24 protein-coding genes and 2 pseudogenes are annotated in these 22,934 nt (G+C 55.6%); 7 read left to right on the top strand and 19 right to left on the bottom strand.

Going from position 1 to position 22,934, the window contains the following annotated elements:
* The 3 genes and pseudogenes from FJ145_24905 to FJ145_24895 all read right to left on the bottom strand — a co-directional run bounded on the left by FJ145_24905 (position 1) and on the right by FJ145_24895 (position 1,181).
* Positions 1-91 (bottom strand): annotated as a pseudogene (locus FJ145_24905) (fasciclin domain-containing protein).
* 281 nt (positions 92-372) lie between these two features.
* Entirely contained in the window at positions 373-564 is a 192-nt protein-coding gene (locus tag FJ145_24900; GenBank protein MBM4264651.1) for a hypothetical protein, read from the bottom strand.
* Between the two features lie 245 nt (positions 565-809).
* Positions 810-1,181: a DoxX family protein gene (locus FJ145_24895; GenBank protein ID MBM4264650.1), complete on the bottom strand. Its 372-nt coding sequence runs from the start codon at positions 1,179-1,181 to the stop codon at positions 810-812.
* 240 nt (positions 1,182-1,421) lie between these two features.
* On the opposite strand from FJ145_24895, the gene FJ145_24890 reads away from it, so the two are divergent.
* Complete coding sequence (locus tag FJ145_24890) at positions 1,422-2,324, top strand: alpha/beta fold hydrolase (protein ID MBM4264649.1); 903 nt, start codon at positions 1,422-1,424, stop codon at positions 2,322-2,324.
* Between the two features lie 401 nt (positions 2,325-2,725).
* On the opposite strand, the gene FJ145_24885 is transcribed toward FJ145_24890, so the two are convergent.
* The 3 genes from FJ145_24885 to FJ145_24875 all read right to left on the bottom strand — a co-directional run bounded on the left by FJ145_24885 (position 2,726) and on the right by FJ145_24875 (position 5,522).
* Entirely contained in the window at positions 2,726-4,246 is a 1,521-nt protein-coding gene (locus FJ145_24885; GenBank protein MBM4264648.1) for a cryptochrome/photolyase family protein, read from the bottom strand.
* A 151-nt stretch (positions 4,247-4,397) separates the two neighbouring features.
* Positions 4,398-5,126: an SDR family oxidoreductase gene (locus tag FJ145_24880; protein MBM4264647.1), complete on the bottom strand. Its 729-nt coding sequence runs from the start codon at positions 5,124-5,126 to the stop codon at positions 4,398-4,400.
* Positions 5,127-5,342: 216 nt separating this feature from the next.
* Positions 5,343-5,522, bottom strand: a complete 180-nt coding sequence (locus FJ145_24875) for a hypothetical protein (protein ID MBM4264646.1) — start codon at positions 5,520-5,522, stop codon at positions 5,343-5,345.
* 432 nt (positions 5,523-5,954) lie between these two features.
* Between FJ145_24875 and FJ145_24870 the strand changes: the two genes are divergently transcribed.
* A complete protein-coding gene (locus FJ145_24870) occupies positions 5,955-7,454 on the top strand; it encodes a sigma-70 family RNA polymerase sigma factor (GenBank protein ID MBM4264645.1) in 1,500 nt (499 codons plus the stop codon).
* Between the two features lie 285 nt (positions 7,455-7,739).
* Here FJ145_24870 and FJ145_24865 read toward each other — a convergent pair whose 3' ends face one another.
* The 6 genes from FJ145_24865 to FJ145_24840 form a co-directional block, all read right to left on the bottom strand.
* The gene (locus FJ145_24865; GenBank protein ID MBM4264644.1) at positions 7,740-8,996 is read right to left on the bottom strand and encodes a class I SAM-dependent methyltransferase; all 1,257 of its coding nucleotides are present in this window, start codon (positions 8,994-8,996) and stop codon (positions 7,740-7,742) included.
* Positions 8,908-10,266, bottom strand: coding sequence for an FAD-dependent oxidoreductase (locus tag FJ145_24860; GenBank protein ID MBM4264643.1), 1,359 nt, complete (start codon positions 10,264-10,266; stop codon positions 8,908-8,910). Before FJ145_24860 ends, FJ145_24865 begins: the two co-directional genes overlap by 89 nt.
* Positions 10,263-10,685 (bottom strand): hypothetical protein, encoded by a 423-nt coding sequence (locus tag FJ145_24855; protein MBM4264642.1) that lies wholly within the window; start codon positions 10,683-10,685, stop codon positions 10,263-10,265. Before FJ145_24855 ends, FJ145_24860 begins: the two co-directional genes overlap by 4 nt.
* Positions 10,686-10,762: 77 nt before the next feature.
* Positions 10,763-12,166 carry a deoxyribodipyrimidine photolyase gene (locus FJ145_24850; GenBank protein ID MBM4264641.1) on the bottom strand — a complete coding sequence of 468 codons (1,404 nt, stop codon included), beginning with the start codon at positions 12,164-12,166 and terminating at the stop codon, positions 10,763-10,765.
* Positions 12,167-12,187: 21 nt separating this feature from the next.
* Positions 12,188-13,633, bottom strand: a complete 1,446-nt coding sequence (locus tag FJ145_24845) for an SDR family oxidoreductase (GenBank protein MBM4264640.1) — start codon at positions 13,631-13,633, stop codon at positions 12,188-12,190.
* A gap of 126 nt (positions 13,634-13,759) precedes the next feature.
* The gene (locus FJ145_24840) at positions 13,760-14,332 is read right to left on the bottom strand and encodes an isochorismatase family protein (protein MBM4264639.1); all 573 of its coding nucleotides are present in this window, start codon (positions 14,330-14,332) and stop codon (positions 13,760-13,762) included.
* 108 nt (positions 14,333-14,440) lie between these two features.
* Between FJ145_24840 and FJ145_24835 the strand changes: the two genes are divergently transcribed.
* Together FJ145_24835 and FJ145_24830 are read left to right on the top strand one after the other, a co-directional pair.
* A complete protein-coding gene (locus FJ145_24835) occupies positions 14,441-14,668 on the top strand; it encodes a TIGR02450 family Trp-rich protein (GenBank protein ID MBM4264638.1) in 228 nt (75 codons plus the stop codon).
* A 480-nt stretch (positions 14,669-15,148) separates the two neighbouring features.
* Positions 15,149-15,226, top strand: coding sequence for a hypothetical protein (locus tag FJ145_24830; protein ID MBM4264637.1), 78 nt, complete (start codon positions 15,149-15,151; stop codon positions 15,224-15,226).
* A gap of 18 nt (positions 15,227-15,244) precedes the next feature.
* On the opposite strand, the gene FJ145_24825 is transcribed toward FJ145_24830, so the two are convergent.
* The gene (locus tag FJ145_24825; protein ID MBM4264636.1) at positions 15,245-15,466 is read right to left on the bottom strand and encodes a hypothetical protein; all 222 of its coding nucleotides are present in this window, start codon (positions 15,464-15,466) and stop codon (positions 15,245-15,247) included.
* Positions 15,467-15,488: 22 nt separating this feature from the next.
* Complete coding sequence (locus tag FJ145_24820; GenBank protein MBM4264635.1) at positions 15,489-16,592, bottom strand: ornithine cyclodeaminase family protein; 1,104 nt, start codon at positions 16,590-16,592, stop codon at positions 15,489-15,491.
* A gap of 378 nt (positions 16,593-16,970) precedes the next feature.
* Here FJ145_24820 and FJ145_24815 point away from each other — a divergent pair.
* Positions 16,971-17,729, top strand: a pseudogene (locus FJ145_24815) (hypothetical protein).
* 143 nt (positions 17,730-17,872) lie between these two features.
* Here the strand turns inward: FJ145_24815 and FJ145_24810 are convergent.
* On the bottom strand, positions 17,873-18,964 hold the full coding sequence (locus tag FJ145_24810; GenBank protein MBM4264634.1) for an SH3 domain-containing protein: 1,092 nt from the start codon (positions 18,962-18,964) through the stop codon (positions 17,873-17,875).
* Positions 18,965-19,098: 134 nt separating this feature from the next.
* Between FJ145_24810 and FJ145_24805 the strand changes: the two genes are divergently transcribed.
* Positions 19,099-19,386 (top strand): hypothetical protein, encoded by a 288-nt coding sequence (locus FJ145_24805; GenBank protein MBM4264633.1) that lies wholly within the window; start codon positions 19,099-19,101, stop codon positions 19,384-19,386.
* A gap of 54 nt (positions 19,387-19,440) precedes the next feature.
* Here FJ145_24805 and FJ145_24800 read toward each other — a convergent pair whose 3' ends face one another.
* The 4 genes from FJ145_24800 to FJ145_24785 form a co-directional block, all read right to left on the bottom strand.
* Positions 19,441-20,409 carry a 4,5-dihydroxyphthalate decarboxylase gene (locus FJ145_24800; protein MBM4264632.1) on the bottom strand — a complete coding sequence of 323 codons (969 nt, stop codon included), beginning with the start codon at positions 20,407-20,409 and terminating at the stop codon, positions 19,441-19,443.
* 134 nt (positions 20,410-20,543) lie between these two features.
* The gene (locus tag FJ145_24795; GenBank protein ID MBM4264631.1) at positions 20,544-20,846 is read right to left on the bottom strand and encodes an MmgE/PrpD family protein; all 303 of its coding nucleotides are present in this window, start codon (positions 20,844-20,846) and stop codon (positions 20,544-20,546) included.
* A 247-nt stretch (positions 20,847-21,093) separates the two neighbouring features.
* A complete protein-coding gene (locus FJ145_24790; GenBank protein MBM4264630.1) occupies positions 21,094-21,522 on the bottom strand; it encodes a redoxin domain-containing protein in 429 nt (142 codons plus the stop codon).
* Between the two features lie 195 nt (positions 21,523-21,717).
* Positions 21,718-22,047, bottom strand: coding sequence for an RNA-binding protein (locus tag FJ145_24785; protein ID MBM4264629.1), 330 nt, complete (start codon positions 22,045-22,047; stop codon positions 21,718-21,720).
* Positions 22,048-22,401: 354 nt separating this feature from the next.
* Between FJ145_24785 and FJ145_24780 the strand changes: the two genes are divergently transcribed.
* Positions 22,402-22,934 (top strand): dienelactone hydrolase family protein (locus FJ145_24780; protein MBM4264628.1); only part of this gene is annotated, 533 nt, incomplete at its 3' end.

Below are 22,934 nucleotides of genomic sequence, written 5' to 3'. Positions count from 1 at the left end.
CCTTGAGCACGCTGACCAAACCGGCTGCCTGCGCCGCCGCAACCAGCGTCTTGAACGAACCCGCTGAAACCGCCGTGTCCACGATATCTTTGTCGGGCATCGACTCAGCCGTCGCCGCTCCTGCAATGCTTAAGCTCAGCGCCAAACTCAGCAAGCCCCTCTTTAATGAATTCATCTTCTTTCCTCCTAAATTTTTTTTGCGCACGCAAGCTTCCGGAGCAACTCAAATGCCAAGTCACGAGAAATGCGTTTGGCACTGATTTGACTGGACTTTTTTCGGTTGGCCCGACGCCGAGGAAATTTTCGCAAGTCGGCTGAGACAGTCATTTGTCTCAGCCGCCGTCTCAGGATTGTGTCACAGAGAAAACTAAGCTAGCGGTTTTCCGGTTCGATCTTGAGGTCGGCCAGATGGCGATAATAAGCCGCCCGACTGATGCCTAGCAGCCGCGCCGCCAGCGCGCGATAACCACACGACCGGTCGAGCGCTTGCAAAGATCGCGACCGCTCGTCGAGCGGGGGGTTAGTCTTTGCGACGATTGAAATCAACCGACCTTGGCGCCGCATTTAACTGGCCGTCGGCTCAGCTCAGGCATTTCGCGTTTAATAAATGCGTTGACGGTTAGGGTTCCGGTCGTTTTGGTCCAACTTTAAGCTGGGGCTTTTTCCCCGTTCATGCCAATTTAGTTTAAGTTGCTACTGCCACCGGTTAATAAAATTGTACAATCTGAATTTTGTCTGAATCTTGCACAAGCCTCCACTACCCAACTGCACACTGACCACCCGCACCAACTGTGCCGCTAACCTTGACCTTAGGCTATCGCGCCGAGAGCGATCACAACCGAAAGCATGAGAAGTGCTAAGGCTGGCACGGATCGTTTCCACGGGTCGCTAATCTTTAAATGCATAGACAGCGCCCCGAGCATAAGAACCATAATTCCAAGCGCCGCAGGTTTGGCCAGACCCGGAACCCACAAACCAGCAAGCAATAACAGCGCGAGCGATACTTTCATGAATCCGACCGTCCACATCAGCCATGACGGTAAGCCATAAACAGCAAACTCCTCGCGCATATTTTTCGCATGGCCACCGCGCCAAGGCGTACTCCTACTGAAGCGAAGCAACCAAACGTTAAGCAACCCTAAACCCACAACAACCTGGCTTGCCATAATCAATGTATCCATATGTACTTCCTCCTAATTGTAGTCGAAAACTTAAATAACGTTCACAGCAACTCCGGTGCCAAATCACACCGACCCTATACCGCGCCCAATTTGTTTGCTTTATTTGTGCCGAAACTTTCGAACCGCAGATTTGCTGAAACAACTTGAGACGCACTGTGTTTCAATTACGTCTCGACGCTGTGTCAACCTTAGCGCTGGGGTTTCGGCTAAACCTCATGGTCCGCCCAGTGGCGGGAGACATTGGTCAACATTGAGTCTGATTGCTTTTGCTGTAAATATGACGCTGCAGTCAAACACTGCGCTCTGATGCATTCAATGACCGGACTGAACCTGCCCAAACCGTATGACGGTGACGAACACAAATCCTTCAGCTGGCAAGCCGGCGATCATGCCGCTGTGCTTTTTCACGGCTTTCCTGGAACGCCCGCCGAAATGCGTCCGCTCGGAACGGTTCTATGGAAAGCAGGCTGGACCGTCCACGGCGTAATGCTTCCGGGCCTGGGCGCAGACATCGCCACTCTGGAAGAACGGAGCTTTAAGGATTGGACCCAAACCGCAAAGCGGACCGTCGACGAAGTAAAAAAGCGGCACCGGACGGTCATCTTGATCGGGTACTCAATGGGAGGTGCTTTAGCGCTTCATACGGCTTTGGAACAGCGCTTGGCTGGTCTGATTCTTCTGGCGCCCTTTTGGAGTTTTGGCGAAGGCTGGTTAAGAATTCTCTGGCCCTTCATCCGAGTGCTCTTTCGACACGTAACACCACTCAAGCATGCCGACTTTACCGCCAGGGAAGTTCGCCAACCAATCCTCAGAATGTTTCAAAATATCGATTTGGATAATCCGCAAACCCAACAAGCGCTTCGGCGAATTACCCTGTCCTCAAAATCGATTGCGCAAGTCCATAAACTCGGTCGCAGCGCTTACCAAAGGGCTTCGCGGATCAACGTGCCAACCTTGATCATCCAGGGGGCGCAAGACAAAGTCGTTCGTCCCGAATACACGTCTATTTTGCTCAGTCGCTTGCCGAACCGCCCTTTGTGTCAGCACGTCGATGCAACACATGACCTGATCGATCCGCAACAGGTTGCTTGGAAAACCATTGAAAGCTCTCTGCTGAAATTTGCCGTATCGGTAACCCAATGATCCGGCTAGTTCTAACCTCATCTTCGACTGCGGCGTTTGGCTTCGAGCAGGTGAAGATTTCCGGACCGGCTCTTGAGGCTCGGCCGACTAGCGTCAACCTCGCACGCTTGCTTCGTCACGCCGTGCCGGTAATCGAATCGTCAAGCCCGTTGCGCCTATCGATTCTATGAGCAAATCAGAGGTTATTGGCAAAAGCATTGGCTTTGATTGTGACACAACAAAACGTCTCATCGTCTGTCTCATGGCTGTCACTGATGAGACGCACGTTATCCTAGGGTAGATAAAACAGGCGGGTCTTATCGCAGCCCGAGCTTTGTTTGGCCTTGGCCAATTAATCAGACCGATTCCACCGGCTTTAAGCCACAAAGCGAAGCAATAGCACCGAGCCAGCCATCGGTAATTTATAATTTCGCCAAAAACTCGCGGGCCTGTTGTGCCACCAGTCCCCGGTGTTCGTCGTTCATGCGCTCCAATGTCAAATAGGGCATAGCCATGCGCGGATTCTTCCGAAGTCGCGTTTGATTGACGATCAAGAAGTTCCAATAGAGGTAATTGAATGGACAGGCTCGGGGGCCCAGCTTGATCTTCGGGTCGTAGGCACAGCCGCTGCAATAATCTGACATGCGATTAATGTAAGCGCCGGAAGCGGCATAAGGCTTCGATGCTAAAATGCCGCCGTCGGCGAAGAGCGCCATGCCGTGGGTATTCGGCAGCTCCACCCACTCGAAGGCGTCAACATAAACTCTGAGATACCACTCTTCGACTTGCGCCGGGGAAATGCCGGCCAGTAGGGCGAAATTACCGGCGATCATCAGCCGCTGAATGTGATGCGCGTAGGCGTTGCGCCGAGTGGCCTCAAGGGTCTCGCGCAGGCACTCCATTGTCGTCTCCGCGGTCCAATAAAAATCCGGTAGAGGCCGATTCGCTTTTAGAAAGTTGCTTTGTTGATAGGCCGGCATCTGTGTCCAATAAACACCACGGATATACTCGCGCCAGCCCAAAATCTGACGGATAAAACCCTCAAGAGCCGGCAGCGGCACGGCTTGTTTTTTGTGCGCCTGAAGGGCGGCTTCGCAGGTCTCTCTGGCCGACAACAAGCCGATGTTGAGGTAGGGTGACAATACGGCATGGAATAGATAATCGCTGCCGGCTTTCATCGCATCCTGGTAATCGCCAAATTGGCGCAGGCAGTTGGCCATGAAGTACTGTAGCGCTGCAAGCGCGTGCCGCCGCGTCACGCCCCAGCCGAAGACATCCATTGCGCCGAAATGATCGGCAAAACGGTCCTCGACCAGCGTCATGACATCGCGGGTTATCGCATCTGGGGCGAAGTGTTGTCGGGCCGGCACTCTCATATTTCGCGGCAACGCCTTGCGGTTCTGCGGGTCATAATTCCACTGCCCGCCTTCAGGTTCATCGCCGTTCATCAGCCACCCCGTTTTCCGGCGCATATAGCGGTAGAAGAACTCCATCCGCAAGCTCTTGCGTCCCTTAGCCCAGTCTGCGAATTCGCTGCGCGAACAGAGGAACCGATCATCGTCGCGGATCTCGACGGGTATGCCGCATGTTTCTACCCAGCTTTCCATGGTTTTCCATACCCGCCACTCTCCGGGCTCCGTTACAATGATCCGCTCGACGCTGTGGCGTGACAGCGCCAGCTGCAGTTCGCCTGTTAACGAGTTGGAATTGCCTTCGTCGGCAAGCCGGACGTAGTCAACGGAAACTCCCTCGGCGCGAAGCGATTGGGCAAAATGGCGCATCGCCGAGAGCACCAGAACGATCTTTTGCTTATGATGCCGCACATACGTTGCTTCATCGCCCACTTCCGCCATCAGCACGACATCGCTGGCGCAATCGATGTCACGCAAAGCGCTCAGCGAGCGACTGAGTTGATCGCCCAGAACCAGCCTCAGAGTCTTCATGTTGCTGCGTCCAATCCTAGTTTGAGCGGTTTTGAGTCACGGCCTTGCTCCGATCCGCAACTCATTTTGCGTCTATTGTCGTTCAATTATTGCCAACAAAAGTGTAGCCGCAGCTTTGGCGAATCCTTTGCCCAGCGATGCCATCAGCGTATCAGCTACTGCTACGCAGCGTCGAGCGGCCGCCGTCTACATTGATAATCTGTCCGGTAATCCAGTCTGCCTCTCGAGAAAGCAGAAACCCTGCGAGCGGCGCCATGTCGTTGGCTGTGCCGAGTCGCTGCAAGGCGTGCAACCCAGCGATTGACGAGGCGATCTTGTCGTTTGCTAAGAGACCCGCCGTAAGGTCAGTACGCGTCAGCGAGGGCGCGATAGCATTGACGCGCACCTTGGGAGCAAATTCAGCCGCCAGCGCCAGAGTCAACCCTGCCACGGCTCCCTTCGCCATACTCATCGAAGCATGAAGTGGAAATCCCTGGAGGGCCGCAACACTGGAGAAAAGAACTACCGCAGCTACTTCCGGGCTCTTTTTGAGCGCCGGCAAAGCCGCCTGAACCGCGAGCGCGCCAGCCATTGCATTGACCCGGAAATCATTCAAGAAATCGTTCTCGGTAAGACGTTGGAGGCTGCGCAAGTTAATCGTGCCAGCGGCATAAACGAGACCGGCCAAAGGCTCTCCCGCCGCTTCAGTCACGCGGGAATAGAGCGAGGTGTCCGACACCTCGCCGGTCGTGAAGCTAGCTCCAAGCTCGGCCGCTAGGGTTGATAACTTGTCTCGGTTCCGCCCCGTCAAATGGATATCGTACCCACGCGCTCGAAGAAATCTTGCGGTGGCAGAACCGATACCCCCCGAGCCGCCATAAATCAATACTTTGCGTGCCATCGACAAACCTTGTTACATAGCTTATGTAGATAAAAGCTTAGCTGTTCAGCAAGTCCCTAACTTGCTCGCACACCTGATCGACCGCCTGTCGCAGAACCTTTCAAGGAGGCAGAAACAAGTCCTACACATCTTTCGTCTCGCCCCAGATTAGGAAACCGATAGCCAGACCCCAAACTACAGTCACGATACAGCCAGCAATGAAGATCTCGATATCGCTCATGACTTTGCCCCCCTTCCGGCGACCAGCATTGCTCCTAGAGAGAGAATCGATGGCACCCAGAGGCCGACAAAAATACCTTCCTGCTTTTGCCCAGAGAACCATAGATAAACTGACAAGAAGAAAGAGATCAGCGCGGCAAGGCAGAATAGCGCTTTGCTCCAGTTTAAATTCGACATTTGCCCCTCCTCGTCCGTGAACTTTAATTTTGTAAGCGAACTGCCGTCGATAATAGCAATGCCGATGCCAGCCATGTTCTGTGGCCGCGATATCAATTTATGCAGGACCAATTCAGACTTTTTTGCGCTGTGTCTGAGAAAAGGCTTTAGGATGACACAACCGGGCGTCTCAGTGACTGTCTCCCGGCTGTCTCAAGTGAGTCGCTTCGCAAACCTCGCCAGCGGGATTCCGCTCGAAAGCAACAGCCCTCAGCTACTTCATTGCAAACGATTATCTCCAAATTGAGCAACAGGAATAATGCCATCGTCAGACTGGCATTACGCTTGCGTTGCTGCGTGGTAGGCACAACAGAACACATGAAAGCAGAGCTTATCACCGTTAAGTTCGGTGGTAAGGGAACCGCATTAATGCATTGAACCAAGGAGCGGCGAATGAAGTTCCTAGATAAACCGCATGAGTGGCGAGGTGGAATAAGCAACTCGGAAGAATTCAGCGAAAACTATCTGGAGGAGCTTCAGAAGGCGCCGCGAGAGTCGCCATCGAGCGAGAGCGATATCGAGGAGGCGGAGGATTTTGAAAAGGAAAATGCGGACAGCGCGCTGAATCCGATCGCGTTGTATATGCGCGATATTGGCCAGATCAAGCTGTTGAAGCGCGAGCAAGAAGTCCTTCTTGCCAAACAGATCGCAGCCGGACGCAGGACGATATTCGAGGCGACATTCTCTGTGCCGCTGGCCGTCGATAAATTACTCGAATTGGGCCAGGCAGTGGCGCAGGGGGAATTGGAGGTAGCACAAGTGCTAGAGCCTCCAAACGAGGAGGTTCAACCAGCCAATCCCCAATTGGACCGCAAGAACTTCTTAAGACAAATGCGAGCATTGAGCGGATTGGCAAAAGCACTGAGACAGACAGAGGGTAAGACAAGAAAGTCAACGAAAAGCCGGGGAAATGGCTTTGATCCAAAGGCTCGGACTACTGCAAAAATCATTGACTCAATCGACGCGGTCGGTTTTTCCTCCGGGCGTTTGGCAGAGATCGTGCGCGAAATTAAGGAGCAAAGCGAGCGCCTACTCTCTCTGGCCGCCACGGGCGGAGGTGCGGCGGCTCTAGCCCGAGAGCTTGAAAAAAGTCTTGGCCTCTCAGTGAAAGAACTTATTCCTCTCAACCAAAAAATCCGTGCAGGCGAGAATATGGCGGCAGCAGCCAAAAAACAGCTGACCGAGTCAAATTTACGTCTTGTGGTGAGTGTGGCCAAGGCCTACCTAAACCGCGGACTCAGTTTCCTGGATTTGATTCAAGAGGGTAATCTTGGGCTCATGCGCGCGGTCGAAAAGTTCGATCATAGCTACGGCTTCCGCTTTGGCACGTATGCGATGTGGTGGATTCGCCAATCAATCACTCGCGCGATTGTCGAAACCGGTCATATGATTCGAATTCCAACCCACCGGATCGAATCGCGAAACAAAATTCTACGCAACGCTAGGGAGTTTCGCCGCAGGTGTGGCCATGAGCCCAGTTTAGAAGAATTGGCCCATGACACAGGATTGTCGTTGGAAGAGATCGTTGGTTTTCTGCAAGGCCAGGGAGAACCTTTGTCACTGGAGACTCCAGTATTCGAGGATGATACAGTTCTGGGAGATTTCCTTGAGGACAAAACCACGCCAAGGCCAGATGCGGTTGCGTTTGAGAGCGAAGAGATCCGTGAATTCAAGAAAGCCCTTGGCATTCTCGGGCCGCGCCAAAACGTGATCATAAGCCGTCGTTTTGGCATCGGGCTGGAGCGCGAATACACCCTCGAAGAAGTCGGAGAAATGTTTAACCTAACACGAGAGCGCGTGCGCCAGCTCGAGCAAAACGCGCTGCGTTCGCTGCGGCGCGGTCAACATTCAGCCCAAAGAACTCACAAGGAGCAAACCGACCAAGATCGTTGAGGTTTGGAAAAGAGTCGCAACCCCAGGTTCGGACTAAGGCAACCAATCAGCGAGCGATTCGTATCATTGCTCGTCGGGCCCCCAATCGTAGTCACCAGCGCAGCCCAACTAGCATAAAACGTGCTGGCTGACGCGTTAGCGTTGATTAAGTTTGACATATAGCTGGGAAAATTTTGAGGGGCGGTCAGGCGCCAGAGAATCGCGCTGCGCTTGAGAAACACGGGACGCCTTGCAGCTCGGCATAACATGGCGCAGCCGCAGCGATCGCGACATTTCGGGCAGGCCTCACGCTTGGACTCCTTGTTGCTGAGAGGGACGCCACCCGGGCTTTCTAAAGACGAGCTGCGAGCAACCGATGTGGCGTTCCGCGAACCCCGCTTCGCAATAAACGAAATAATAAATCCAAGTGCGAAAGAACTCTTCGGGGAATCCCAGAGCCTTCACTTCAGCAAGCTTCGAGACGAACGTGTCGTGCCAGCAGCGCAGCGTTCGCGCGTAGTGGTGGGTGAAGTCTTCCATGTCCGAAAGAGATAGATCCGTGGCGCGTTGGATCGCTCGCTGAATCGAGCCTAGCGTCGCCAGATCGCTGCCCGGAAAAATGCGGGCCTGTATGAAGTCGACTTCCTTACGGCGGCGTACGTTGTCCTGATCGGGATGCGTGATGACTTGAATGGCGAGAATCCCGTCGGGCTTCAGCAGGCGGCTAAGCTGGCCGAAGTACGTTTCATAGAAGCGGTGGCCCACGGCCTCGATCATTTCGACCGAGACGGCTTTATCGTAACGACCTGTGACGTCACGGTAATCCTTGAGAAGAATCTCGATGCGATCGGCGGCCGAGCTGGCCTTGGCGCGCGCGTTCGCTAGGGCGAACTGCTCTCGCGAGATCGTGACTGCGGTGACTCGGCAGCCGGTGGTTTCGGCGGCGCGAACCGCCAAGGCACCCCAGCCGCAGCCGATCTCCAGCAAGTGATCGGTGGGACGGAGCTCGAGCTTCTCGAGCAGCTTGTCGATCTTCGCCAGAGAGGCCTTCTCCAGCGAGATCTCGGCTGTTTCGAACCAAGCGCAGGAGTACGAAAGCGTGGTATCAAGGAAAATCCGGAAGAACTCGTTCCCCAGGTCGTAGTGTTCGTGAATATTGCGTCGGCTGCCCGAACGCGTATTCGAACGAAGCCGATGGCAGAGGCGTAACCCCCATCGAACGAGCATTGGACGCGACGCGTCCAAGCGCTCACAAACCTCGGTATCGCGAAGCAGGCCCCGGAGCAAATCGATGAGCCTATCGCACTCGACGTCCGCCGATACGAAGGAGTCGGCTGCACCCAGATGCCCGAAGAACACGAGACGAACGTAGAAGCGAGGGTTTACAACCTTAACGGAAATCGGCGGAATGGCCTTGTTTCCGAAGTGTGTGACGCCCCAGGCGTCTTCGAACTCCAAGTGGAGCGTGCGTAATTTAGCCAACCTGCGATGCACGAAACTTCTGCAGAGGCCTGACAACCGGGTCGGGCGCGGTATGTCCAGGTAGGCGATCGTCGTGTTCATGGTCCAGTTCCTTCAAGAGTGCTTCCGAAGCCTCTTCGGCGCTCCGAAGCCCGTCTTCGTGAAATCCATTGCTCCAATAAGCGCCGCAGTAGTAAGTTCTCCTTCGACCGAAGATCTCCATGCGCTCCTTCTGAGCCGCGCGCGCAGCGGCGTCGAAAATGGGATGCCGGTATTCGATCGTGCAGAGGATCTTGGAGGGGGCGAAGAACACACCCGAACTCTGGGCGTTGAGGCTTACCAAGTATTCGACCTCGCTGTCGAACTCTTGGACCGTATTCATGTGGTAGGTGATCAGCCCTTCCGGGCGATCGGCGGCAAGCCAGTAATTCCAGCTCGCCCAAGCCAAACGGTTGCGCGGCAGGACCGAGGTGTCCGTGTGCAATGTCACCGTGTTGTTCCCGTAACGGATGGCGCCAAGGATTGACCGCTCCTCGGGCGATGGATCCGACAGCATGGCCAGGGTCTCGTCGCTATGGGTGGCGAAAACGACGAAGTCGTGATGCTCAACGGAACCTCGCTCGGTTCGGACTTCGATGCAGTTCGCTAGGCGCCTCACCGACTGAACGGCGCAGCCAGGTAGGATCGTGGCTTTCAGCCGAGAAGCCAAGGCTCGCACGTAGGTGCTCGAACCTCCTTCGACGACCCGCCAAGGTGGTTGTTTGCGGAACTTTAAGAAACCATGGTTTTCGAAGAAGCGGGCGACGAACTCGATGGGCATCTCGTCAACGGCCGCGCGGTCAGCTGACCAAATCGAGGCCACTAACGGATGCAGATAGTGGCGGGCGAAGGTTTCGGAGAATCCTTCGCGAGCCAAGAACTGTGACAATGATTCGCCTTCGGAGGAAGTCGCTTGGGCAATGCGAGCCGCCAGTCGGTTGAAGCGCAGCGACTCTCTAAGCATCCTCCAAAAAGAGGGTCGCACCAGGTTGCGCAGTTGGCTGAAGACGGTGCGCAGGGTCTCTCGGCAATATTCGAGCCCCGCCGCGTCGTCCCTCACGCTCAACCCCATCGTGGTTGGGCGGGAAGGCACGCCGAGTTCCTTGAGTAGGCGAGTGAAGCGTGGATAGGTCCGCTCGTTGAAGACGATGAACCCGGTGTCCACGCGTGCCGCTCCCGCGTCCACCGTGTGTGCGTGGCCGCCGAGGCGCGCATCCTTCTCGTAGATCGTGACCTCGCAGCGGTCTTGAAGGCGCCACGCGCAGCCCAAGCCGGAGATTCCGGCTCCGATGATCGCGACTCGGGGGCGGCCACTCGGCGAAGATACGCTCATGGGACGGCCCTCGGTAATTCGCCAAGGACGAAATTTCGAATTTCCTGAGGGCCGATTGCACGGTCGATTCCGCCCAGTTGGTCGAGCCTCGCCAGGAGAAGGGTGTATCCTTCCCATCCCAAGTGTAAGTCGCGATTCATATCGAACTCCTCGAAGACGGCTTCGGTCAGTTCTAGGGCGATGACCTCCCTTAACGAGCGCTCAATGCCCTGGCCCCATTGGCTCGATTCGGTGAGCAAGACGGAACCGACCCACGGCACTAGGGGAAGGAGCGCATCGTCTTGGCCCGAAGACCGGGCTTCGAGCGCCTCGGCATGTATAGCTCTTTTCAAATCACCCACTCTTCTTGTCAGCAAAATACTTTGGGGAATGCAATTGAACTGATTGCCTGAGTCCCTGCGGATCAGAACGAAATTCAACCTCAATCCAAAGAGCCATTGATTGCCTATGTGTCATATTCCGTGACTAACCAACCGGAACTAGCGCAATACGCAAACTAGACTTCCGCCCTCCCCCCTCTTTCGTGCGCGGCGATACGCGCGATATAGGCCTTGCTGTCGAATTTGCGCGAAGTGCTGGCGTAGGACATGTAGCGAATCTTGCCGTACACCTGCCGTTCCGGTCCCCACGCTCGGTCATGTTTCCCAACAATGGCCCAGGCGATACCAGCGTAGCCGTTGGGATCGCGGCCATCCAACTCGTAGCGGTCGTTGAGGCGCACCGCGATTTCGAATGCTTGCGCCGGCGATGGGCTCCATTCAAGAATTTTTTTCGCCCAGTACATGCGCAGGTAGCCATGCATCCAGCCGGTTAACACCATCTGCTTTTGCGCCGCATTCCAGAGCGGATCGTGTGTCTCGGCGTTTTCCAGCTGCTTTTCTGAATAAACGTATTGTCGCGCGTCGCTCGCATGCTGGCGCAAAGTCCGATCGGCCCACGGCTCGCTCGCATCGAAGCTGTCATACTTTGGATTGAAACGAACGAAGTTGACCGCCAGCTCGCGCCGCACGATGAATTCTTCGAGAAACGCCCTGCGATCGATTTCGGGCGCCTTGGCTTCGCGTACCGCCAGAGCCACATGATGCGGCCCGATCTGGCCGAAATGAAGATAGGGGGATAACTGGCTCGTGCCGTCGATGTCGGGATGGTTGCGCTGGGTCGCGTAGCCCTTGAGCCGCCGCTGCAGGAATCGCTCTAGCGTTTTTTTCGCCTGAGACTCGCCGCCGGCCAAACCTGCCGCCGCCGAGACCGAGCGATCGATCGTCATGCCGTCGAGTGAAACCGTCAGTGGATCTATGGACTCGACTCCTTGGTGTGGAATCCAACGCTGTCGGGCCGATGGATTAGAGAGCGGCTTCAGAAATTGCGGCAACAGCGCGTGTATTTTCGGCCGAATCGTGCGTGCCGCGTAGTGTTCCTTGCCCAGCAGTCGAGTCGGCACGATCACATCGGCATCGACGGTCCAGAATGGCACCGTCATCTTGCCCGCCGCATGGCGCCTGCCGGCTTCCGCGCTGCGCAAGGGGTTCTCTTCGCTGATCACCAGGCAAGGTTTAGCGAGCGCACAGAACTTATAAATATCATGGTCCGGATCACGACTGAGGACGAAGCCGACTCGCCGTTTTCGCAATCCCGCAACGATGTCGGCGATCCCCGCGAGCATGAACTGGTAATGGCGCAAGTTGGCGTGGTGCGCATCGGCGCGCAGGCGAAAGAATACCACCGCTGGCTTGCCTAGCGCGTTGGCGGCATCGATGGCGCAATTTAGCGCCGCGTTATCGAAACTGCGCTGGGCGCGCTGCATCCAATAGAGGACGCAACTCCCTGCGTCATCGAGCGCGGCGTCATTTCTAACCGTGATCCGAGCGTCGGTCGCAAATTGATCGAGTAATTTTGCCATTGGATTATCCAGCAGCTCGCTCTAATTTTTTTCGCCCGACTCGGCAATGGTGCCGATCCGGCGCAGCATTTTCCCAAAGATTAGCTTGTGCACAGGATAAAGTGCATACCAGTAAACCAAACCGCCCAGCCCCAGGGGATCGAAAATCGCGGTCTGCCGAATCAGCGAGGAATATCCTCGCGGCTCGACTGCAAATTCAAGCCACGCCCGTCCGGGCAATTTCATCTCGGCGCGCAGGCGCAGCTTGCGATTCATTTCGAACTGCTCGACGCGCCAAAAATCGAGCGCGTCACCCACAGCCAACTGCTCCGGATCGCGCCGGCCGCGGCGCGTTCCGACTCCGCCGCATAGAAGATCGACGAATCCTCTAATTTGCCAAAGCCGGTTGCCATAGTACCAACCATGCGCGCCGCCGATACGACGAATCGGCGCGAAGGCGCTTTCCACAGAAGCTTTCACAAGTTGTGTTCTCGAATCGATAATCCGATTGCCTAGGCGCGCCCCACCCCAGGACTCTCGCAGACCCGCCGACGACAACGCGTCGGACCACCGCGTCGCGGCAAATTCGTGGTCTTCGTTTTGAATGGCGCGCTCGATCATTGCGTGCAAACCCATCGGCTCGAGCGCAAACAAATTCAGCGCCGCGGGATCGTTAACCACCGTCTGGTTGCGGATGCTGTCAATCAGCTTGCGGCCGACGCGGGCATAAACGGGGGTGACCAAGCCCAACCACAAACTGGACGGTCTTGGCGTCAGTACTGGCACTGAGATCATCCAACGCTTGAGCCCACGCTGACGCGCATACTCGGTCATGATGTCACGGTAGGAAACCCGGTCCGGACCGCCGATTTCGATCACGCGACTTTCATCGACAGGCAAGTCCAGCGCGAGGACCAGGTAAGCAACCAGATCTTCGATGCCGATGGGCTGCGCCTCCATGGCGACCCAGCGCGGGCAAATCATGACCGGCAAGCGTTCGACCAAGGCGCGGATGATTTCGAAGGAAAGACTCCCCGAGCCAATCACGATCGAGGCGCGAAATTCGAGGACCGGGATTTTTGCCGAGCGCAGTATTTCGCCAACCTCTTGGCGGCTTCTTAAATGAGGGGAAAGCAAACCTTCGCCTAGTCCGCCAAGATAGATAATTCGCTGAATCCCCGCGGCCTCGGCGGCGCGAGCAAAGTTGAGCGCGGCCTGCTTGTCCTTTTCTTCAAACGAAGCCGCGTCACCCATCGAGTGGACCAGATAATAGGCCGTATGAATTCCCACCATTGCGACTTTCAAGGAATCCGCATTCAAGCAATCGCCCGTGACAATTTCAGTGGAGGACACCACCCGGCCCTGCAAACGCTCCGGGCTGCGCGCGAGACAGCGTAGCGGCTGTCCGAAGCTCTCCAAGGCGCGTAACAAGCGCCCGCCGACATAGCCGGTCGCGCCCGTTAGAAGTATTCTTTCATTCGGTTTCAAATCGGTTAAAGATTTTTCAAAATCCCGGGTAAGAACATTTGCATGCCTTCTCTTTATCCTAGTTCAAACACCTTCAGGTAATTTTTGAAATAATCTTAGCGAGGCGGCGCTGCTTTTTGTTGACGCCTACAAAAGAGCCTTAACGTCAGCTCCTCCCGCTCGACTCCAGTCCTGCGCTAGCTCTGCGATAATTGTGTGTGTCGTTGTCAGGACTACGGCGCCGCGTTCCATGCGCCGTTGTGCCACCCGTTGCGCCACAGCGGACCACATACCCGCGGCATCCATGACGGCTTGGACTTCATAGCCTTGACGGACCGCGCTGGTCGCCGGGTGAATCAGACAAGTCTCGAATGTAATGCCCGCCATCACCACCTGAAGGCGCCCCGAGGCACGCACCGCTGCCAGGACACGCGGATCGTCCCAGGCATTGATGATCCCCGTCCGACGGATCCGACCGTTGAAAGCATCAGGGATAGCGTCTTCCAACTCCGGCATCATCGCCCCTTGAACTTGATCTTCTTGACAACTCGTTACAACCACCGGAACTTTTAAAGCATTGGCGGTCTTCGCAAGGGTTACGACATTTCGCCGTACCGACGGCCAATCGATTCCCGGCATCATCTCCATGGCGCCGATTTGGTAGTCCATCAGAAGGAATAGTGATTTCTCTGCTGTGAACTGGTCACTGCCATAGCTCATTAATTCACCCCCCTCTGTGCAAGTTAAGTATATTTATCTTAAATGTTCTTATGTTATAAATAACAAACAATAAAACTTGGCTGTTTCAAGCCCTTTGAGAGATTTGGCATGAAAAAAGCGACTCAAAACCGACCGATCTCAAAGCATTTCTTCCTGAGCAAGTGGACCGCCGTCGCTCCGCTCGATAGCGAAAAGCACTTCCTCGCCAAGGATGTGTTGCACAAAGGCGATGCTACCTACGCTTGCCTCCTGGAAGCGGTGCACACCAAACGGCTCGTCGAAGTCGATTGGCGCGACTTGAAAGACGGCCGCCGATGGTTACGAGGATGGCGTTGACTGTGTGAATTTCCCGGCACGGCTACGGTTTTCGTTTTAGCACTGATGCCCTGTGGTGGATTCGCCAGTCGATTGCGCGAGCACTCATCGAAACAGCCCAAACCATTCGCATTCCAACCCATCGGGTCGAGGCGCGCAAAAAAATCCTAAGGCTCGCCAAAGATTTCAAGCGAAGATCCGGGCGTGACCCGCCACAGAGGCAAAACAGCCGATCAAAGAAATCATCGGCCTTCTCCAAAGCCACGGCGAACCGCTATCATCGGACACACCGGTTTTCGACGATGCTTCCGTCTTAGGCGATTTCCTTGAAGACAAACGTGTACCGCAGCCGGATGTCATCGCGATGGAGAGCGACGAAGTCAGAGGATTCAAGAAAGCGATAAAAAGGGATAGGGATTTTGCGCCCGCGCTTGAGCGTCGTGTTAACGCGCCGTTTCGGTATCGGGCTCGAGCGAGTACACGCTCGAAGAGGTCGGACAGATGTTCAATATCATCCGCGAGAGGGTGCGCCAGCTAGAACAAAACGCACTGCGCGCCCTACGGCGCGTGAAAAACTAGGGCGACTTGGCTGGACCGTCAACGCCGCGGCAGGTCTTTGATCGCGTCGTTCAGATAACTCTGATCGACGTATCCTTGCTGATCGAGGAAGCCTTTTTTCGCCGCGATCCACAGCGAGCCGTAGCCAAAAGTTTTGCTCGAAGAACCGTAATAAACCTTCGGTTTGTCCTGCGCTCGCACACTGCCGGCCAAAAAGCCAATGACGAATAGAGCGACGAACAGGGCTTTCACAACAGGCATCGGAGCAATCCTCGGTCGTTGATTACGGATGGACGGTTTCCAAGAACCAATCGGTGGGAATCTGATGACCGACGCCTTTGGCTTTTGCTTCTTCAAGCACAGCAGCACCGACGGCAGCGAATTGCAGCCCAATGCCAATGTTGTTGAGAAAACAGGTCGACTCTTTCGCATTGGCGCGCCCTTGCGCTTTCCCAACGCAGAGATCGCGCAGCTCGGGTGCGGCCAGCCAGAACGGTTGTTCGACTTCCACCTCGTGGGCCTTCTCCGGGCCCTTCTTAATAATGTCGATGGCATCGTGGGCGTGGATGCCTTCGTCGCCGAAGCCGGCGATGTAATTTTCCGGCGCGTGCTGATGGGCGTGAATCACCAAGCGGTCCATCTTGCGAATGGTCTCGTCGCCCAACTCCGGCACGCGCACACAGGTGAAGTGGATGCCGGGCTTGACCCAGGCCGGATCGACCACGCGCGACAGCGAGTTGGTGGTCGCGGCGATGATATCGGCGTTGTGAATCGCCGCCGCAGGACTGTCGACCGCGACCACTTCGGCGGAAACTCTCGCTTGGACTTCTTTTACAAACGCTTCGCGGTTGGCCTTGGTCGGGCTAAAAACGTTGATGCGTTTGAGCGGGCGCACCGCGCACATGGCCGGCACATGACTGCCGGCCTGCCACCCGGATCCGAAGAGCGCCATGGTCTGCGAGTCTTCGCGCGCCAGGAAACGCGCCGCCAGCGCGCTGCTCGACGCCACACGCATGCGCTGCACCACACCGTCGGGAAACATCGCCAACGGCTCGCCGGTGACGGTCGAAAACAGCATCACCACACCGACATATTTGTTTCCCGGCGCTGCGGCAATTTTGGTTTTGATGATGCGGTTGCCGGTCTGATTCCAGCGAATGATGTCGGAGTTGATGCGCATGGCGACGATGGGCGGATCGTAAAGCCCCGCTTCCATGGACTTAAATGCGTAGACCCCGGCTTCACTAGGAGAGGGCAAAACCAGATCGGTGCGCGGCCGATTGATGGCCTTGCCCTGCTGCCAGCTCTTGTAAGTTTTTTCTAAGGCATCGATACAGGTTTTGATCGACAGAAACGATTCGATTTCTTCGTTGCTTAGGATGAGCATGGCAGCTGCATATCAAAGCCGGTTCGCAACGGTCAAGAAAAACCTTGGTGGCAAACCATAGAAGATCACATGTAAGGTTCGTTTACACTCTCACAGCCTAGCTAAGACACTAGAGACTCACGAACAATTCGCAACTAGGAGTTTCTGCCTAGAGAATCTGTTCAATTTGTTTACAAAAATGCAGTTTTTTCGCACCGACGAGAATCAGTCTAACAACTGAGAATTGCAGCATTCTTACAAAGACGGGGCTCGGGCACCCTTTTTGCTCAATTCTTTCTATAAAGCGTCATTTCACATCAAAACTAGCCAAAGTTCTCAGTGTAGCCACTGAAAAACCGTCACCAAAACTGCAAGGAGGACAACATGAAGAGAGCATTTATTGATTTTGCACGAGCGGCGACGCTGTCAAGCACAGTTGCGTTATTGCCATTAAACGCGCTGGCCGCGCCCATCACTTTTTCGGTAGGCGGCGACAATACTACGGCCTCGATTCAAACAACTGTGGACAATTTCCGTACAGCGGTAGGCAATCCCAACAACGGCAACACTCCTGGGCCTCTGGCCGGCGGACGGCGCGAGATCAATTGGGACGGCGGCGGCGCAGCGACCACCGTATCAGGAACTCCTTTTAATGGGTTCCAAAATATTCGCGGCGCGTTGTTTACGACACCCGGAACCGGTTTTACCCAGGCGCCACCGAGCGGACTAGCGACCCAATTTAGCAATGCAAACTATTCGACCGCGTTTGGTGTATTTAGTCAGCAGCGGCTATTTACCGCAAACGGCAGCACCATCACCGATACGACGTTTTTCATTCCGGGAACCAGCGGCGCAACCCCGGCGACAGTAAGTGCTTTTGGCGCAGTATTCAGTGATGTCGATCTGAACAACATCACCAAGATCGATTATTTCGATGCCAACAACAACCTGCTGACGAGTGTTTTTGTGCCCGCTGGCAGCACCAGCACCGCAAGTCTTTCCTTCGCGGGAGTAGCCTTTAACGCGGGCGAGCAGATCGGGCGAGTCCGAATCACAAGTGGCAATACCGCGCTTGGCGCCAACGCCAATGACAGCGCAGTAGACAATATCGATGTGGTCGTAATGGACGATTTTATCTACAGCGAGCCAATCGCGAGAGTTCAAGGCGTGCCGGAGCCAGCCGCCGCGACCTTGGTGATGCTGGGTTTCTTAGCCTTGGCCGGCCTAGGTACGCGCAAGCCTCGTTAAGTCAAAAAAACTTTTCGTAACAAGAGCCCCGGTTGTGTTGCAGCCGGGGCTTTTTAGCTTTCCGGTAGGATCGGTTCGACGAATTCCCTGCGCACATAGCCAGTCGAGCCATCTTTTTCACAGCGCACTTTCAACCAACTTCCCGCTTCCCCGATTACAACCAGTCGCGCTCCCGGCTCAATGGCTTCTCCCTTGGGTGCACTATGTTGCGGCTCACTCCTGAGGCCGATTTCATGGGCCGCTTGTAGCACGGTGCCGGGAGCTGGAAACGCCGGTTTCGCCGGGCGAGTTTTAACGGCGCTGACCACAACGGTGGCCGGCGCCGAAGCTTCGGGCACGCGGCGCGACTCGCCCGGCCCGCCCGCTGTGGCTTCCCTTGCAGGTGCCTTACTATCGCTTTCCCGCTCGCCTATCGGCAGGGGCATACGAATCGCCAATTCGCCGGTTCCTGAAGAAGGCGGCGCGCTTGCGGATTTTTCCGCTATTGCCACAGCCGGCGCTGTCTCCCCGTGGCGCTGCGCGTTGGCGCGGTCGGGGATTTTGGTGTTTAGCGGTCCGAGCCATAGCAAGACGGCAACAAGATTGATCGCCACGGCATAGAAAAGCCGACGCGGGCCCGACCCCGACCTCTTGATGGCGCTACCGCGAGCTAGCTCGCCCAAGGTCCGATCATTGCCACCTTCCTCGTTAGCAAACATCCCTCGGATTGCCTGCGCCTCGCTGCTGGAGCCAGGAAGACGGTCCTTCGGCTGACTGAGCATCGCGTAAGGATTGTCCCCTAGTATCGGACAATCCAGCGGTTGGCCAACCAACAGGCGCCGCAGCAGCCTTTGGTACGCCCAGGTTTTATGCTGATCACCCTTTTGCAAAGCGGCCTCGAAGCCGCGGCGAAAAATTTTTGCCACAACTTCTCGCTCGGCATCGGTAAAGTTGATGTGCTCACGTAGGCGATCGATCTCAGGCTCGAAATCGATCGGGCCCGACGCGGTAACGCGGTCTAAAAGGTCGCAAAGGTTCCGGTAGCGATCGATGGGATCGGCGAGCGCGGGACCTGCAAGCGGGTTGTGAGTCGACTCTTTGCTTCCTGCGTCGAGCTGAGTCTCCACCTGCTGGCAACCAGGGTCTTTGGTGGCCGAGGGTTTCACAGCTGAAAGGTTATAAGCGCATGGAAACAATCATGTCAACCCACCCCTACCCACCCCTTTGCAGGCAACCTACGACATAGCGTATCATCGCAGACCACAAAGCCATCGTGCATAACTCAAAAGGAGGATTGAGCATGCTGTCACAAATACGCATCTACACGATCAATAAAGGTGAGATGGATAACTTCATCGCCCATTTCAAACAGGACATCGTGCCGCTGCACGAACGGCTCGGCATCCCGATTGTCGGCACCTGGGTCAACCGCCCGCAGAATGAGTTCATCTGGGTGCGCAGCTACAAAGACAAAGCCGACATGGAAGCCAAGGGCAAAGCGTTCCAAGGCGAGGTCGCCAAAGCCGGCATCAAGCTCGGCACCACGGTCGCCAAGATGGAAGTGCGCGAAGTGGAGTCGGCACTTTAGTCAGAAGTCCACAATCCGAGAATTGTCGCCAGGGTGGGGGCCCACCCTGGCTCTTTAATTGAGCGGCAAGAACAACTCTTCCACAGCCATCTTCTTGGCCATCAAGCCTTGATCCAACGAGTAGCCGACGAAGCGTTCCAGGTTTGCGCGGTTCTGCTCTAAACCGTAGGGCCACGGGTCGGAGCCCAAAAGCTTCTCTTCTTCTTCGAAGGCTTGTCTGCCCCAGGCGAGCCAGGACCAGTTGGGGTCGGCATAGAACTCGCGGCAGATGCGCTTCGCGTCGCCAAACGCTTTGAATAAGCTCTGGGCTGCTTCGGGATACTTCTTCAACACGTCATCTTTAAAAGCAACCACGTGCATGATGGGGAAAAAGCCGTTCTTCTGGTAGTAGCGCAGATCGGCGGCTTTGGGATCATCGAAGAGACGTTTGATTTTCTTTGAACCGCGCAAGACCGGCTTGGGCGGATGGGGCGTCATCATCGCATCGATCTCGCCCCGCTCCAACATATCGCCGACGTTGGCGCTCTCCGAGAGTTGCTCGATCTTCACGCCCTTCTCGGGGTCGAATTCGATGTTGTCCTTTTTGCTCAGCAGCCAGTGAATCTTCCTCCAGGGGACGTCGAACTCGCTCTGCAAATCGCCCTTGGACAAAGTTGCCAAAGTATTTTGAAAACTGTGCAAGCCGACTTTCTTGCCAATCAAATCTTTCGGTTCTTTGATACCGGCGTCGACGTTGATCCATGCCTGCGAGTGGCTGAACAGGCGGCGCGGAAAAACCGGAATCGCGGTGAACGGCATGGCGCGGCTCTTGGCCATCAGATAGGACGACAGCGACAGCTCGGCGACATCGAAGTCGCCCTTTTGCAGCATGCGCTCGTGGCGATCTTCGCCGTCACGCTGCCGGTCCGACTGGCCGACGATGAGGACGTTTAGATCGATGGCTTCCGCTTGCACCGTGCCGTCGAAAAAAGGCACGTGGCGGTCATAGTGCGAAAGGGCGATGGTAATTTTTGGTTTGGCCATCGGGATAGACTCCTTGATCAATTTACTGTGGTCATTAACTGAGTGAGCTCACGCACACTGGCGAGCGATTCAAGCCGGCGCACCGACTCGACAATTTTCTCGACATTCTGTTTCCCCAGCACCGGCTCCATCAGTCACGCCGCTTTCTTTTCAACTTCTTCCGGGCTCATGGGATTTTCCGGGCGGCCCCGGCAGTCGATCACATGCTCACGCAGCATCTGGCCGTCTTTCATGGTGATTTCCAATAGTCCTCGGAAGCGGTGACCGGAGCGCTCCATCTCTTCATCGCCGATCAATTGGGTTCTCTCTTTCAAAGCCAAAACCCGGGGATTTTGGAAGCGCGCATAGCTCTTGCCTTTTTGGATGACTTCGGGTGGCAGCGCAACTTTGCGTGCTGCGATCATGTACCCGACCAGTGATTCGATAATCTTCGCCACAAAGCTCTCGGAGAATTGGAGTGTTGGAGCACTGGAATGATGGGGGAATGAATCTGAGCGGCCCCAATACTTCAACTCCTTTCGTTTCTATGCCTGCTCCTGCACCACTGTCAATATTGTTGACTTCGCGCTGGTCATCGTCGAACAGCTCTCACGCGTCGGCATCAAGGCCAACTTAAAAACTCCCGAGTGGGCGATCTTCAAAAAGTAAAAAGGTTTCGAGTTTTGGGTTTGGAGTTTTCTGTCTTTACTCGGTTTTTTTGGTAGCCCGGTCAACGGCATCGAGTAGATTTCTCAAGCTGGGCCGATCGGTTGGGTCCTGGCTGCGATGGGCAAAAAGAATCTGTCCCTCGCGGTTGACGAGAAAATCGCCGCCGGCCTGATAGATATCTTCCTTGCCGTAATCTTCGCGGTGGTGGCCGCTGCGCAGCAATTTCCAATAGAGTTTCAACGTCGCCGGTGAGAACACGCGCAACAAAGATAGCCTTTTTAAAGTGAAAGCGTGATACGCCGCCCGATGCGGGTCGGCCAGGACTGGAAACGGCCACTGGTGCTGCTCTTGATAGTAGACAAGCTTTGCCGGTTCAGCAAAGGAAACCACCACCAGCGAAACAGCGCGCCGTTCGAATTCTAACCGATGCGCTTGCACCTCGCCGAGATGCGCTTGACACGGCAGTCAAGCGAGGTGACGCAGAAAAATCAGCAGCAAGAACTGCGTTTGAAAATACTCTTCGATACCAACCGCGTTGCCTTGCAGATCGCGCAAAGCTAAACGATCTAAGGCGACGCGTTCCATTTTCTCGCAACCGCAGAAACAAAAAAGGGGCGCCCCGACCTAGCGCCCCTTTCCGTTCATGTATCGCTTTTAAAACTACCAGCGATTGCGGCCACCGCCGCCACCGCCGCCGCGGCGATCGCCGCCGCGGTCGCCGAAACCACCACCGGAGCGGCGCTCCTGCGGCCGCGCTTCGTTGACCGTCAAATTACGGCCTTCGAAGTCGGTGCCGTTCAGTGCTTGAATCGCCTTCTGCGCGTCATCTGAGTTGGTCATTTCGACAAAGCCAAAGCCGCGCGAACGTCCTGTGAACTTATCCGTGATAACCCGGGCGGATTCTACCTGTCCGTGTTGCGAAAATAGATCCTGTAGCTGCGCATCGGTGGTCGCATACGGCAACCCACCAACGTAAATTTTGCTGCTCATGTGCTCTCCTTCATAATAAACAAGTTTATGGTCTTTGCCCTGAGAACCTGATCACCGCTGGAAAGCAGAACATGGAAAGAAAGACACGCTCTGGTCGGATGGTCCGCGTGGCACCGAATCGCAAGGTAAGACGCCCTAGACCTTCACCTTTCTCTATAGTCACTATCAGAAGGCCCCATACTGATGTGTATACGAAGCATAGCCCATTTCACCTGACCGGTGCAAGGACAAAATTACACTCCTTTTCCTCCAATGGCAGAACCGCACCCAGCTTCATCCTGTTGCACCCTTTTACGGATTGTATTAAGTGGACGGCTTGCACAGACACTAGCTGCTACCGAAGGAGGAAGTCGAATGTATCAAACCAATCAATACGAAGGCATGATCGCCGAGACCGTCGGCATGCGCGGCCACAACAGCGACATGATCAACGCCTATTATGCCCACCCGATCGGCCCCGGCCCGTTTCCGGGAATGGTGATCATCCATCACGCGCCCGGCTGGGACGAATGGTACCGTGAATGCGCGCGGCGCTTCGCCCACCACGGCTATGCTTGCATTTCACCCAATCTATATTTTCGCGACGGTCATGGCACGGCGGAAGACGTCGGCGCCAAGGTCCGCGCCGGCGGCGGCGTGCCCGACGATCAGGTGCTTGGCGATCTCGCCGGCGCCAATCAGTTTCTCCGCTCGCAGGCCAACGTCAGCAACAAGGTGGGCGTTTTCGGAACCTGCTCGGGGGGCCGACATGGCTTCCTCGCCGCCTGCAAATTGAAAGGCTTTGATGCGTTAGTGGAATGCTGGGGCGGCAACGTCGTCCAAAAGCCCGACGAGCTCACGCCCAAACGACCGGTGGCGCCGATCGATTACACCAAGGATCTTTCCTA

The sequence above is a fragment of the Deltaproteobacteria bacterium genome, from assembly GCA_016874755.1.
In the GTDB taxonomy this organism is placed as follows: Bacteria; Desulfobacterota; Binatia; order UBA9968; family UBA9968; genus DP-20.
Note: the sequence above shows the minus strand (reverse complement) of the source record. Positions and strands in the feature narration are given on the sequence as shown.